The organism is Ponticaulis profundi (genome assembly GCF_042659465.1).
Lineage (GTDB): Bacteria > Pseudomonadota > Alphaproteobacteria > Caulobacterales > Hyphomonadaceae > Ponticaulis > Ponticaulis profundi.
In genome coordinates this window covers 1-11,986 of record NZ_JBHSSW010000018.1, presented here as the reverse complement: position 1 = coordinate 11,986, position 11,986 = coordinate 1, and the positions used below count along the sequence as shown (strand labels likewise).

At 60.6% G+C, this 11,986-nt stretch carries 15 protein-coding genes and 1 pseudogene; 3 read left to right on the top strand and 13 right to left on the bottom strand.

Annotated features, from left to right (window positions below):
- Nucleotides 1-911, bottom strand: a 911-nt coding sequence (gene mobQ / locus ACFQDM_RS13340) for a MobQ family relaxase (protein WP_377379837.1), incomplete at its 3' end; no start/stop codon positions are given.
- Nucleotides 912-1,059: 148 nt separating this feature from the next.
- Here mobQ and traD point away from each other — a divergent pair.
- Together traD and ACFQDM_RS13330 are read left to right on the top strand one after the other, a co-directional pair.
- Complete coding sequence (traD, locus tag ACFQDM_RS13335; RefSeq protein WP_377379835.1) at nucleotides 1,060-1,314, top strand: conjugal transfer protein TraD; 255 nt, start codon at nucleotides 1,060-1,062, stop codon at nucleotides 1,312-1,314.
- Nucleotides 1,307-1,933 (top strand): hypothetical protein, encoded by a 627-nt coding sequence (locus tag ACFQDM_RS13330; RefSeq protein WP_120445318.1) that lies wholly within the window; start codon nucleotides 1,307-1,309, stop codon nucleotides 1,931-1,933. Before traD ends, ACFQDM_RS13330 begins: the two co-directional genes overlap by 8 nt.
- A gap of 18 nt (nucleotides 1,934-1,951) precedes the next feature.
- On the opposite strand, the gene ACFQDM_RS13325 is transcribed toward ACFQDM_RS13330, so the two are convergent.
- Nucleotides 1,952-2,374: a type II toxin-antitoxin system VapC family toxin gene (locus ACFQDM_RS13325; protein ID WP_377379833.1), complete on the bottom strand. Its 423-nt coding sequence runs from the start codon at nucleotides 2,372-2,374 to the stop codon at nucleotides 1,952-1,954.
- Nucleotides 2,374-2,628 (bottom strand): type II toxin-antitoxin system prevent-host-death family antitoxin, encoded by a 255-nt coding sequence (locus tag ACFQDM_RS13320; RefSeq protein WP_120445315.1) that lies wholly within the window; start codon nucleotides 2,626-2,628, stop codon nucleotides 2,374-2,376. The genes ACFQDM_RS13325 and ACFQDM_RS13320 overlap by 1 nt, the downstream gene beginning before the upstream one ends.
- A gap of 295 nt (nucleotides 2,629-2,923) precedes the next feature.
- On the opposite strand from ACFQDM_RS13320, the gene ACFQDM_RS13315 reads away from it, so the two are divergent.
- Nucleotides 2,924-3,931, top strand: coding sequence for a replication initiator protein A (locus tag ACFQDM_RS13315; protein WP_120445313.1), 1,008 nt, complete (start codon nucleotides 2,924-2,926; stop codon nucleotides 3,929-3,931).
- 3 nt (nucleotides 3,932-3,934) lie between these two features.
- On the opposite strand, the gene ACFQDM_RS13310 is transcribed toward ACFQDM_RS13315, so the two are convergent.
- The 10 genes and pseudogenes from ACFQDM_RS13310 to ACFQDM_RS13265 all read right to left on the bottom strand — a co-directional run.
- Nucleotides 3,935-4,195, bottom strand: a complete 261-nt coding sequence (locus tag ACFQDM_RS13310; protein WP_377379839.1) for a hypothetical protein — start codon at nucleotides 4,193-4,195, stop codon at nucleotides 3,935-3,937.
- A gap of 30 nt (nucleotides 4,196-4,225) precedes the next feature.
- Nucleotides 4,226-4,369 (bottom strand): annotated as a pseudogene (locus ACFQDM_RS13305) (helix-turn-helix domain-containing protein); the annotation flags it as partial.
- Nucleotides 4,370-4,950: 581 nt separating this feature from the next.
- A complete protein-coding gene (locus ACFQDM_RS13300) occupies nucleotides 4,951-5,988 on the bottom strand; it encodes an FUSC family protein (protein ID WP_045983993.1) in 1,038 nt (345 codons plus the stop codon).
- 9 nt (nucleotides 5,989-5,997) lie between these two features.
- Nucleotides 5,998-7,176: an HlyD family secretion protein gene (locus ACFQDM_RS13295; protein ID WP_239441416.1), complete on the bottom strand. Its 1,179-nt coding sequence runs from the start codon at nucleotides 7,174-7,176 to the stop codon at nucleotides 5,998-6,000.
- A gap of 38 nt (nucleotides 7,177-7,214) precedes the next feature.
- Nucleotides 7,215-7,844, bottom strand: coding sequence for a TetR family transcriptional regulator (locus tag ACFQDM_RS13290; protein WP_120445326.1), 630 nt, complete (start codon nucleotides 7,842-7,844; stop codon nucleotides 7,215-7,217).
- A 132-nt stretch (nucleotides 7,845-7,976) separates the two neighbouring features.
- Complete coding sequence (locus tag ACFQDM_RS13285) at nucleotides 7,977-8,477, bottom strand: MarR family winged helix-turn-helix transcriptional regulator (protein ID WP_045984000.1); 501 nt, start codon at nucleotides 8,475-8,477, stop codon at nucleotides 7,977-7,979.
- Between the two features lie 2 nt (nucleotides 8,478-8,479).
- Nucleotides 8,480-8,908 carry an organic hydroperoxide resistance protein gene (locus ACFQDM_RS13280; RefSeq protein ID WP_045983995.1) on the bottom strand — a complete coding sequence of 143 codons (429 nt, stop codon included), beginning with the start codon at nucleotides 8,906-8,908 and terminating at the stop codon, nucleotides 8,480-8,482.
- Between the two features lie 486 nt (nucleotides 8,909-9,394).
- Nucleotides 9,395-10,342, bottom strand: coding sequence for an Lnb N-terminal periplasmic domain-containing protein (locus ACFQDM_RS13275; protein ID WP_377379828.1), 948 nt, complete (start codon nucleotides 10,340-10,342; stop codon nucleotides 9,395-9,397).
- Between the two features lie 73 nt (nucleotides 10,343-10,415).
- Nucleotides 10,416-11,561, bottom strand: a complete 1,146-nt coding sequence (locus ACFQDM_RS13270) for an alpha/beta hydrolase (RefSeq protein ID WP_198144886.1) — start codon at nucleotides 11,559-11,561, stop codon at nucleotides 10,416-10,418.
- A gap of 137 nt (nucleotides 11,562-11,698) precedes the next feature.
- The coding region (locus tag ACFQDM_RS13265; RefSeq protein WP_377379825.1) for a hypothetical protein at nucleotides 11,699-11,986 on the bottom strand (288 nt) is incomplete at its 5' end.

The following is an 11,986-nucleotide window of genomic DNA, read 5'->3' as shown; positions in this document are numbered from 1 at the left end:
AGCGCCGTCTCCGGGGCGCGGGTGAGGCCAAGCGCCGCCCCGCGCTCTTGCACCCGGTCCAGGGTCCGCTCCAGCCAGTCGCGGGCCTGTGTCCGGAACTCGCGGGCCACCTCGCGGACCTGAAGGCCGATCTCGCGCACTTCCTGCCAGCGATCGGAGGCCGGTGTGGCGATCCCGCGCCGCATCATGCTCCAGCCCCGGGCGCCGACATCGGGCAAGGGCGGGCGGTCCAACTCCACCGCCCGCGTCATCTCTGCGACACGGACCCGCTCGTCGCCGTTGTGCTCGGCCACAGAAGCCCGCTCCAGCGCCTCCGCGCGCTGCGCCTCCAGGGTGCGGTGATCCACGCGCTCATAGACGCTGCAGCGCTCGAGCGTCCGGTTGACGTGCTCGGCCCAGGACGACCGCCAGTCCACCAGCAGCTCCTTGGCATTCCAGTCGCGGTTCTTGGCTCCGAACCCCTCGGGTCCGATCTCTCGGGTGGTCAGCATGATATGCGCATGGTGGTTGCGCTGGTCTCCCTCACGCCCCGGGGCGTGAAGGGCGATGTCAGCGACCATCCCCCGGGCGACGAACTGCTCTTGGACGAACCCGCGCACCAGATCGCGGTTCTGTTCAACCGACAGTTCGGAAGGTAGGGCCACGCGGACCTCGCGGCTGACCTGCGCGTCCTTGCGGCGTTCGATCTGCTCGACGGCGTTCCACAGCGCAGAGCGATCACGCGCCCAATCCGGCGCATGCGCGGGGGCGAGGATCTCGGTGTGCTCGACACCGTGCTTGCGGGTGTAGTCGTGCATCTCACCGGTGCGGCGATCCACGACACGCTCGGCGGCACGGTACGCGCTTGCGGCGGTCGCGGACCGACCCTTGCTGCGGGAGATCACCGAGGCGTCAAAATGATAAATCGCCATGATCGCCCTCCTGGCTTGGTTTCGAAAGGATGCGCAGCGGTCCTTCGCTCACACGTCGCTCGCGACGTATAGGTGAGCACTTCGTGTCTTGCACCCTATGCTCTGGGCATCCAAACTTGCAACTATTGAGCGACCACAGGATTTCAAAATGCCCAGGACCATTGACCAGCAGATCGCCGAGGCACAGGCCAAGCTGAACCGCCTCAAGACCCGACAGAAGGCCAGCGACACTCGCCGCAAGATTATCGTCGGGGCTGTCGTCGTGAAGGCGGCACTGGAAACACCTGACGCTGCCGCAAAGCTGGCAGGCCTGCTGCGCGACCGGGTGACACGCGACCTCGATGTGAAAGACATTCAGCAGCTCCTGGCCAGCCTCGACAAGAAGGCCGCGCGCAATGGCTGAGTTGAGAAACCCTGCCGCCGCCCCCACACCCCAGGACGAGATGCTGGAAGCCCTGGTCTCCGTCACCGCGGAGAACACCACAACGCTGATCGACGTGCAGCGCCAGGCAGCAGCAACAGCGGCCTCGGTGAAGGATGCCCGCACCTACATGGCCACGGTCGTCAAGAACACGGACTGGGAGACTAACGGCAAGAAGATCGCCGCCATTCTGGACAAGGCACTGCTGCAGGATCGCGCCGCCCTGCATGCCGTCAGTGAGGCCGCACGCGAGATGCGCGGGACATCCATCGAAATCACCCACAGGGCCGGAGACGCCGCTGTGGCGCAGAAGGACGCCAGCAAAGCCTTCCACAGCGCCGCAGAGCGGCTCCTGAGGGTCATGGAGGTTCACCAGCAGGGTCGGTGGCGCAGAATGGGCACCATGGCCCTCATAGGGGCTCTCTGCGGTGCTGTGGGGTTCTTTGCCCGCGAGCCGGCGACCAAGTTCCAGCACCTCTGGGATGCAGGGTCCGCGCTGCGCCAGGATGCAGCCCACCGCGACTGCAAAACCCTTGGTGGGGAAACCCTGCCGTCCGGTGAGCGATTGGCCTGTGTCATCTGGCAGGACACAGCTCAGTGAGTCCAATTGAGTTAAGTCCTAGGCGATGTCCCATGGGTTGATGATCTGCACGCCTGTCGGCGCGAAATCGGCCACATTGCGCGTCACGATTGGCATGGCATGAACAAGTCCTGTCGCAGCGATAAGGGCGTCCCTGTCGCTGCGGGGGTCAGGAACATGCAGAGCAGCGCAGCAGAGCGCCACAGGGCCGTCTACCGGCAGGATACGCCCCTCAAATGCCGGGAGCACCCTATCCGTCATCCAGGCTCTCAGAACGGCCCCCTGAGCGCCGTCACGCCTCTCGGCTTGCCTGATACCCATTTCAAGCTCCAGAAGCGTAATGGCCGACAGGAACAGGGCTGACGGGTCTTGACCTGCCGCCCAGGCTACGACGTTGGCATCCGCCTTACCTGCCTTTGCCTTACGCAGTTCGGACACCACGTTCGTATCGAGAATGAACATCAGGACAAATCGACCGGCTTCGCGAGGCCACTCAGTCGACTAGGTTCAAAAGAGACCTCTGCCGCTTCCGTGTCAGCCAGCAGATCAATGATGCTCTCTCGCTGCCCTGTAAGCCGCCTGTAAGCTTCAATGCTCAGCAACACATGCGCGGGCTTGCCACGGTCCGTGATGAACACAGGCCCGTTCTGAGCAGCCCTTTTTGCACCGCTGGCGTCTTGGTTGAACGTCCGGCTGGTGATCGTTGTCAGTTCCATAGCTCACCCCTCCTCATCAGGTTATTGTAGAAACATGGCTACATTTCGTAAAAATGTCAAGCAGACCACCATATCTCCTAGTGTTAATAGTGTTACCTACGGAGTAAGTTACGGGTCTGAAAATTCCCCATAGTCGCCTGTTTATCAAAAATAAAACTATCCACAGGGTTCCGAAAGGTGCGAACTAGGGTTCCGAAAGGTGCGAATTTTGGTTCCGAAAGGTGCGAACAGCGGCGGTTCCTGATAGTGCGAAATGTTGGTTCCTGATAGTGCGAATTTATGCTACGGCTTAAGCATGGCCCTACTTCCTGATCGACATCCTCAGAAAGACTTCTTCATCCTCGACATCGCCGATGTCGTGCCGAAAGATGATACGGCGTCGATGGAACACCCCATGTTCTCACTGGCGACGAAGCCAGACATGCGCCACTTGCACTATGCATCTGGGGATGTTCGCTTAGAGATTACGCCGTCCTACAACGGCCTGCCGACCATCTTCGACAAGGACATTCTGATCTTCTGTATCAGCCAGCTGATGCATATGAAAAACCGGGGTGAGAAGGTCGGTAAGCGCGTCAGGTTTACGGGGCGAGAACTGCTAGTTTCAACGAACAGGCCTACCAACAACCTCGGCTACCAACGCCTAGAGCAAGCCTTCAAGCGCCTACGAGGAACAACCTTCAAGACCGACATTCGGACGGGCGACCGTATGGAAACCCGAATTTTTGGCCTGATTGACGAAGGTGGATTCGTCATGCGTGATGATGGTTCTTGGCGGCTGGATTATTGCGAGGTGGTTCTGTCCGACTGGCTCATGCGGGCTATCGATTCTGACCAAGTCGTCACCATTTCGAATGACTACTTCCGTCTACGCCGCCCGCTGGAACGCCGTCTCTACGAGATCGCGCGGAAACATTGTGGCAACCAGCTAAAATGGCATATTGGCCTTGCCAAACTTCAGGAAAAGACCGGAAGCAATGCCCCCCTCAAGAAGTTTCGGCTCAACCTTCGCCAGATTATCGCCGACGATCATACCCCCTTCTACCGGATTGAACTGACGGGCGATGATCTCGTAATCTTCCGGCCCCGGAACACAAAAACACAGATCGCTCCCGCTATTATCCTACCTGATTGGGCCGAGGAAAAGGCCCGTGCTCTAGCGCGGGAAAAGGGTCGGGACTATCACGCCCTTCAAGCTGATTGGCTGGCCTTTGCGCAGGCAGAAACGGCTAAGGGGAACCCACCGAAAAATGCGGGTGCCGCCTTTGTAGCTTACTGTGGAAAGCAAGAAAGCCTGCGCTAGCGACTATCCAAACAACCGGCTCCAGAACCCCTTCGGTTTGGCGATGGTTTGGGGTCGTAGGTCTGCCAGGAGCGCGTGAAGTTGGTCTTCCTTGCGTTCCGCTCGTTCCGCCCGGTCCTTCAGATCCTCGATGCGTTGTTCAAGAAAACCGCGTTCTCGCTGATCGGATTCCACTTGGGCACGAAGCCTCTCAACTTCAGCCTGCAATGCATTGGTTTCAAGAGGTGTTTCAGGTGTTTCAGTGGGGGTTGCAATTCGCTTCACATCACGGTTTCTGTGCCCGTTAGCATCCTTCCACCTCTCCAGCTCAGATGCATCGACACTATAGGAGCCATCATCCAGACGCCTTGCGCTAAGCTTTCCACTTTTTATAGCTCTCGAAAGTGTAGGCTTACTGAAACCAACCGCCTTCGCAGCTTCTCCTAGGGTGTAACTCATAGGTGTAACCGCTTGCCTTCACAGTGTTGCAATTCGCCTCATGTTACTGTGAGGCTTACAGTTACGCATGTTACACCTTACTAGCAGGATCTCCAAACACCTCACCGCTTCGGCTCTACTACTCAACGCCTCTGGACAGGCGCCCGAGAACGCGAAGCAATAGCCCATGAGCCACCGGCCCCAGCCTGACCTCAGTCCCGCATGCAAAGACCCCCGGCCCTGGCCGCAGGGAGGAGGAGAGCGGCAGGACCGGGGGCTGGTGTGTCACCGGCGCCGCAGGGAGGAGGAGGCGGCACCGGGGGAGTGGGACAGTGATACGGCAGAGGCGTTTCAGCTTGGTTAACGGACCGTCCGAAACGTCCCCCGCTCAACCCTGACCCTCTGCGCCTGCCCGTAATGGGTGTTATGCGGCGGAATAGAGTGAGGGCGGGGATCAGCCGGGGGTTGTCAACACGGCAACCAAAAACGCAGCAACATATCTCTACTCTAAAATCAAAACAACTATGGTCCTAGCGAAACCTAGCCTGCTCGTCAGCCTGCCGTGTCAGCCGTTGATGCTCAGAAAGCGGACGCCGGTTGGACTAGGAAAAGAGAGACGCCGGCTCGCTCAGATGCGCGGGTCTGGACAGAAATAGCGCTTCGAGAACGGCAGTCAAATAGGCCGCGGCGACAGCGCCGACGAGGGTGAGCACTGTACGCGTCATGGCGGCGTAGGCGGGTTCCTGTGTCGAAAGCGCGCCGGCAACGAGTGCGAGCGTTACTGACATGCCGAACTGATAGACCATGCCCGGATAGTATCCCCTCATCATCCGGCTGCCGAAGAACAGGCCGGCGAGGAAGACCAGTCCTAGCAGGATCGGCAGATGCGCGTTAAGGGTCAGCACAAATAGGATCATTGCTGCAACGCAGGCGCCAAGCGCGGTCGAGACGGTTCGTTCTTTGGCCTCTGCGAATAATGTCTCTCGCGTCGGGAAGACAAGGACGAAGGTTGCCGCGACCGCCAGCATCAGGTTCGACAGGTCGATGACGGTGTAAAGCCAAAAGCTCATGACAAGCAGGACGCCAGCGCGGATCAGGGCGCTGGCCGCATGAGGACCCGGTGCCGGCGTATAGATCTCGACGAGGTTCTCCTTCGCCGCCGGCGGGAAGATGGCGTAGAGAAGCGGGATCAGGATCGCCGCTACGATGCAGGCTTCGGTGAAGCCGTCGCGCATGACCTCTAGGGCGGCCGTTGAGCTCATCCCCATCACAGACATCAGCACCGTGACGATGAGGAGCAGCATCCCCATCGGATTGCCGGTCTTCTGAATTAGATAAAAGCCGAGGAAATAGAAGAGACCCATGATCGTCACCAGCACGACCGGCATCGGCCGAGCGAAGGAGACGATTGAGGCCATCAGCCAAACCATGACGATGAAGGCAATAGGACCGCCAAACGCCTTCTTGGGATCGAAAGCCTTGCGCATGCCGGCCATCAGACCGACCGGCAGCGCGACCAGAAGCGGTGGGATCGCCGGTTGAACGAACGGGATTAACGCAAAGGTTGCGACGGCCATCGAGGCGAGGCGGACGGCATGCAGCGGATCATCGTTTACCTCGGGGCGCGGGACAACGTACATGTCGCGCCCTCAGTAGAGGTACGAGAAGGTGGACTGGACATGGTGCATCGCGTTGGCGATCCAAGCTATCGGACCGTCGTCGTCCTGAGTGTAGATCACCGCGCTGACCTTGCCGCCCGCTCGTACATTCACCGGCCAGGCATCCATGCCGCCTTCGAGTTCGATGCGTACAGGCATGCGCCGGGCCGGCTCGAACCAGCGCGTCTCGGGTTGGTTCTGCGGTAAGCCGCCCACACTGGCGCGCCCCGGATCGATGCCCCAGGAAATGCTGTCGAGGCGGCCATGAAAAATCGTACCGGGGACGGCATCGAACAAAAGGCCGACGCGATCTCCAGGCTTGACGTTGGCAAGCTGGTTCTCACGAAAGTCCGCAACAACCCAAGCGCCTTGTGCATCCAGGAAGGTGAGGCCCGGGTTGCCGGCGGCCAGATACTGACCGGACGTCAGCTGAACATTCGTGACGACGCCCAGCCCAGGCGCGACGACCGTTGTCGACAGGAGGTCGTACTGCGCCTGTTCCAAGGCGAACTGCGCGGCCTGAATCTGTGGGTTGTCCTGCCCCAGTTCCCCGAGTTGTGCTTCGGCGCTGCGAAGGTTCGCCTCCGCCGTGCTAAACTGGGCTTCCGCCGTGCGTAAATCGGCTTCGGCCGCATCACGCTGTGCACCTGACGATATCCCGCGCTCCACCAAAGCCAGGGTCCGCTCCGCTGCAGCTCGAATGTTGTCAAGATTTGCTCTTGCCTGAGCCACTTGCGCCTGTGACGCGACGAGAGATGCGGAGGACGCGTCGATCGACTGAGTCGCTTGTGCGAGATTGGCCTCGGCCTGACGGACGGCGATTTCGAAAGGCCGGCTGTCGAGGCGGAAGAGCGGTTCACCCGAATTGACGATGGCGTTGTCCTGAACCAGGACTTCCGTCACCTGCCCGGAAACTCGCGGTGCGATCTGCGCAATATAAGCGGCGACCGCCCCGCGCGAAGAATAGGGTGCTAGACGATCAGTGGCCACGTACCATGCCATGAGCAGGCCCAGTAGGAGGATCACGACCAGTGCGATTTTCTTCGCCGGGTTCTTGCGCGCCGGAGCGGCCGCTGCCGCAGGATCGGGATGGAGGATCTCCATCTCCGGCTTTCCAGCGGTGGCTGCCGCCGGATCATCGGCAGATCTGGCAGGGGGGCGGTCGGTCATGACGGGGTCGATCGAGAGGAGGGAGAGGAGGAGACTTTTTAAAGTCCCACGAGGGCGAGTTCGTCGAAGGCGTGGTTAATGGACGCTGTCAGGGTGATAGCGCCGTCGGCGGCTAACCAGCGGCGAGCGCCTAAACGCGCCGTCGCCACCGCCACTACGGAGATAAGTGGCGCTTGTGCCGCCTGATCCGGATTGCGATCGATCAGCCCCTCGGTCAGAGCGGATTCCCAAGCGTCTGTGAGCTCGTGGCTGCGCGATCGAAGTCGGGGCGTTTTCTCGATGAGTTTGGCAATCAAGAGGGCGCCCGGGTGGCGCTCAGCTTGGGCCGCGACATGTTTGACTATGGTTGACTGCATGCAGACAAGAGGTGGTTCGTTCGCTGGACAGGCTGCCACGGCTGCCCTGAGTTGGCCGACGGATGCTAACGGCCCGCTGAGGACGATGTCCTCTTTGGTTGGAAAGTGGCGGAACACAGTCCGCCGGGACACACCAACATCGTCCGCGATCTCGTCCGTCGTCGTCTCATCGAAGCCGCAGTCTAGGAACCGTTTGATCCCGCTCTGCACAATCTCAGAACGGACGGCGGCATTCTGCCTTTCGCGCAGCGAGAGATGGGTGTTGGCAGGTATTAAACTCATAGGATAGTGTGCTATGGCATTGAGTGCCATGTCAACACTAAGCGACAAAAATGCTCAGTGTGCAGTGTTGATAGGAGGCAGTCATTTGTGTAGCGTGCTTGTTGATGATCTGCCTCGCTTGGCCTTAGATCCTTTAAAATCTTTTCAGATCGCAAAAGGTCATCAATCAACGGGCGGGGCATCAACCCGCCCTTGAGTACCCAGTTGTGCGCTGAGATCCCAGATGTACCGGTCTAACTGCTCACCGAGCACATCGAGGTCTCCGGGCAAGAGGCAGGTTTCTCCTTCCAATGCTCTAAGCATTGCGTCCGCACGTTCGCGCAGGGCACGCCCGGTTTCGGTGAGAGCAATAAGAACCCGCCGTTCGTCGATCGTGTCACGCCTACGGACCACCAGCCCGGCGGCCTCCAGCCGCTTGAGCAGAGGCGTCAGCGTGCCACTGTCCAGATACAGCCGGTCGCCGAGCTGGCTGACCGACTGCAGCTCGGTTTCCCACAGGATCAGCATGACCAGATATTGCGGGTAAGTAAGCCCCATCGCGTCCAGATGCAGGCGATACAGTCGCGTCACGAGGTTGGAGGCAACATAGACGCGAAAGCAGATCTGTTGCTCTAGCAGGACCCGGTTCACGCCTTCCGCATCCCCGTTCTGTGTCCCCTCCATGGTCATCCCCGCGTGCTGACGTTGATCTTCACATCGACGTTGCCATGAATCGCATTGGAATAGGGGCAGACGGCGTGCGCGGCGCGAACGATCTCCTCAGCCTTCGCCTGATCGAGGCCGGCAATCTCGACATAGAGCGTAACGGCCAGGTTAAATCCGCCAGCACCGTTGGGCAGCAGGCCGACCTCGCCGACCACCTCGATGGCATTGTCACGGACTTTGTCGCTCTGGCCGCGCGTGACATGAATAACTGCATTTTCGAAACACGCGGCATAGCCGGCCGCGAACAGCTGTTCGGGGTTGGTGGCACCACCCTTGCCGCCCAGTTCCTTGGGCATGGCCAGTTGCAGATTAAGAATGCCATCCTCGCTCTTGATGGTGCCGTTACGGCCACCAACTGCGGTGACTCTGGTGGTATAGAGATGACTCATAACAGCTTCCTTTTGTCGCTCACTGTTTTTTACATAGCGCACAATTTAATTTTGTGCAATTCATAAACCTAGGCATGGATGCTTAGCCCCAGAACCTCTCCGGGACTATTTTTTGGAAAACCACTTTAGATAATACTCGATAAAAACAGGCCCGCCCTCGTAACGCTTGCGGCCGGAATCCGAGGCGGCGCTCTCGCTGGCGCGCTGCCGGAGGCCGGCGTTCCCGTCATTGCCTACGTGCGCAATGCGAACTGCGCCGGCGCTCATACGCTGGCCGAAAAGGACGCGCAGATCTGTCGATTTCCATCCAGATCTAAGCCGGGTATGGACCGAACACGATCGAGCCGAGGTTTGCGACACCGGAACGTCCAAGCAAGCGACCCCTTCTTGGAGACCCGGGGCAAGTTGGAGAGCGCTTAACGGGCGTTTGCGCGGGCGGCGACGGAGGCCAGAGCACGCCGCCTTGCGCCCCCCCCCCGGCGGCGGTCAGCGCTTGGACGGATCCTCAGCCCGGATGGCGATGGAATAGGGAATGGCGGGATCGGCCTGCTGTGCTTTGGCGCTGATACGGGCGTTCGCCCTGAGCTCCTCTAGCGGCAGCCCGGCGTCGGTCACCCCGTGGTCATGCAGGTAATCTGGCAGATAGCCGGACAGAAGGATGCGCCAGTCCATCGGGATACCCGGCGCGACAAGCCGGGCCATCTGAAAGATGATTGTAGTGCAGTTGGCGGTAATCGTATGATAGAAAGCGGGCTGGGCCGCCAGCTGGTTGGCCTTCTCCAGATAGGTCATGAACAGCGCGCGGCGCTGCGCTGGAGTCAGATTCAGCCGGTACAGAGCGACATCCTCGCGGCGGATGTTGGTGCGCAGCCGCAGGATGTCGGCTTCGTCGGCTGCGATCAACACCAGTTCGAATTTCTTGAAGAAACCACCGATCTCGGAAAAAGATTCGTGCCGCTCGCGCCGGATCTCGGCCGAAAAGGTCAGGTATGCCCCGTCCGAAAAGCCAAAACTGACCAGCGTATGGGCGATGGCCGGATTATCCCATGTCGATGTGGCAAGATCGACCGATGACAGCGTGCTGATGTCATAGCGGCGCGTTTCCCACTGCGAGGTGAAGTCCTGTTTGCTGCGCCAATCAAAATTGCGCACGTGGTCCAAAATGGCGGTCTGACCCTCGATCCGCGCGGTCACGCCATAAGCGACATCGGCTGCCCAGTCCCGATCCCCCAAAGGCCGGATCGTTAGCCACCAGCCCAGAGCACCGATAATGGAGGCCAGCAGAACCGCCCGGCTGGCGCTGCGTCGCCCTGTCGCGCGCAGCGCCAGAACGGCAAGCGCCGTCGCGACGACGACCAGGATCCAGAACCAGCGCGCCGGACCGTCCAGTTGAAAGCGAACGGTCAGACCGACAAGCGCCGCGGCGATCAGCACACCAAGCGCAAAGGCCGCCCCGGCAAGCCACCCTCGGCCAGATCCTAGTCGGCGCCCAGGCTGCGGCCCGGTCTTACCCACCCTCCAAAGCCTCGCCGATGATTGAGAAGGGGCTGGAGATGGTGGCGCCCACCGTGTTGAACACGAAGGCACCGGTGCTGCGAAGACCGGGTCCAGGCGTGTCGCCCCCCTCGTCGCGCCGGTTGGCATAGAGGGTGGCCAGCTTGATATAGCGGTCATGGTTCAGACCGTCCGAGGCCTCGACGCTGGAGATGTCGATAATCGCAAGCTGGGCCTTGCGCGCAGCCTGCTGCACGGCCGGGTCAGTGATGTCCAGCGCGCCGATGCGCGCGCGGGAGCGGCTCAGCCGGTTGCTGACGCGCAGCGCTTGGTCATCGGACGAGACCAGCACCGTCATTGGCGGCGTCATCGGGCCGATAACCTGCATCTGCGCCTGGAATACATCCACGTCGATATCGGGCGCTGCAAGCACAACCGTCAGACGGTTAAAGACATCGTCCTGCCCCGACAAACGCAACTGGCGCAACGCTTCCACCGTCAGCCAGCCGCCCATCGAATGGGCAAAGACGGTGATCGTGCCGATGCGGCTGTCGCGTGCCAGCGCGGCCAGCAGATCAGTCAGCGCATCGCGCGAATAGGTTGCGGATTCCTTGTCGGCCACATAACCCGCAACGGCGGCTTGAGAGGGCCAGGCGAACAGAATCGGGGTCTCGTCCAGATTGCCATCTACCTTTATCTGGGTCAGCCGATACAGCGCCTCGGGGAAGCTGTAATTGTAGCCATGAATGAAAATGACCACGTCCTTCCTACCGTCCCCTGATCCCGCCACCTGCTGCAGAAGGCCCTGCTGGGTCAGATTGGTTTGTCCCACTGTAGCAAAGCTTGTCTGCGGATCGATCTGCTCTTCAGGCCATTCAATCCGGCCCGGCTGGTGGTTGGGCGGCACCGAGATGTCAAAGGACGCGTAATTTGGCTGGCTGGCGCGACCCGAGGTGAAGACATTCACATTCCCGGCCGCCCGTGCGCGGGTTGTGGCGGCATAGACGGTGACGGTCTGTGCACCGGGAACGTGCGCCTCGGTAATGCGCAGAACCTCGGGCCCGGGTCTGGCCGCACAGGCGCTCAGGGACAGGACGGCAGCCAGAACCATGAGGCAGGATATGAAATCGGCGCAAAGGCGCCCTCGTCTGATGTCCATTCTGCTGCCCCTGCCGCCGTAGGTCAGTTCATCTGACCAAAACTCTTCTGATTACCGTCTGTTAGTCTGCATGGGGCAAGCGGGCAAGCGGGACAGTCAAGCAGACCTTTGCCGCATCCATACATACCATCACCTTTTCACCTTTCATGGCTGGGCCCTTCGCGCTCAGCGGCCCGCTGCCGTTCCAACGCCCGCTCCTGCTCCAGCACGCGTTCCCTCTCCCGGTCCTGTTGGGTGAGGGCATGCCCTGCGCTCTCAATATTGCGCTCGATCTCCACACCTCGGTCCTCACCGCGCCCCGCCCGCGCGGCCTGTAGCCGTTCAAGCGCGCTCGAGGGGGTATCGACGGCCCCACGCGATGCACGCGCGGCCTGAAGCCGCTCCAGCGCCGTCTCCGGGGCGCGGGTGAGGCCAAGCGCCGCCCC

Excerpts from the sequence above, each read along its gene's own strand:
- traD (WP_377379835.1), top strand. The coding sequence starts at position 1,060 with ATGCCCAGGACCATTGACCAGCAGATCGCCGAGGCACAGGCCAAGCTG.
- ACFQDM_RS13330 (WP_120445318.1), top strand. The coding sequence starts at position 1,307 with ATGGCTGAGTTGAGAAACCCTGCCGCCGCCCCCACACCCCAGGACGAG.
- ACFQDM_RS13325 (WP_377379833.1), bottom strand. The coding sequence starts at position 2,374 with ATGTTCATTCTCGATACGAACGTGGTGTCCGAACTGCGTAAGGCAAAG.
- ACFQDM_RS13320 (WP_120445315.1), bottom strand. The coding sequence starts at position 2,628 with ATGGAACTGACAACGATCACCAGCCGGACGTTCAACCAAGACGCCAGC.
- ACFQDM_RS13315 (WP_120445313.1), top strand. The coding sequence starts at position 2,924 with ATGGCCCTACTTCCTGATCGACATCCTCAGAAAGACTTCTTCATCCTC.
- ACFQDM_RS13300 (WP_045983993.1), bottom strand. The coding sequence starts at position 5,988 with ATGTACGTTGTCCCGCGCCCCGAGGTAAACGATGATCCGCTGCATGCC.
- ACFQDM_RS13295 (WP_239441416.1), bottom strand. The coding sequence starts at position 7,176 with ATGACCGACCGCCCCCCTGCCAGATCTGCCGATGATCCGGCGGCAGCC.
- ACFQDM_RS13290 (WP_120445326.1), bottom strand. The coding sequence starts at position 7,844 with ATGGCACTCAATGCCATAGCACACTATCCTATGAGTTTAATACCTGCC.
- ACFQDM_RS13285 (WP_045984000.1), bottom strand. The coding sequence starts at position 8,477 with ATGGAGGGGACACAGAACGGGGATGCGGAAGGCGTGAACCGGGTCCTG.
- ACFQDM_RS13280 (WP_045983995.1), bottom strand. The coding sequence starts at position 8,908 with ATGAGTCATCTCTATACCACCAGAGTCACCGCAGTTGGTGGCCGTAAC.
- ACFQDM_RS13270 (WP_198144886.1), bottom strand. The coding sequence starts at position 11,561 with ATGGACATCAGACGAGGGCGCCTTTGCGCCGATTTCATATCCTGCCTC.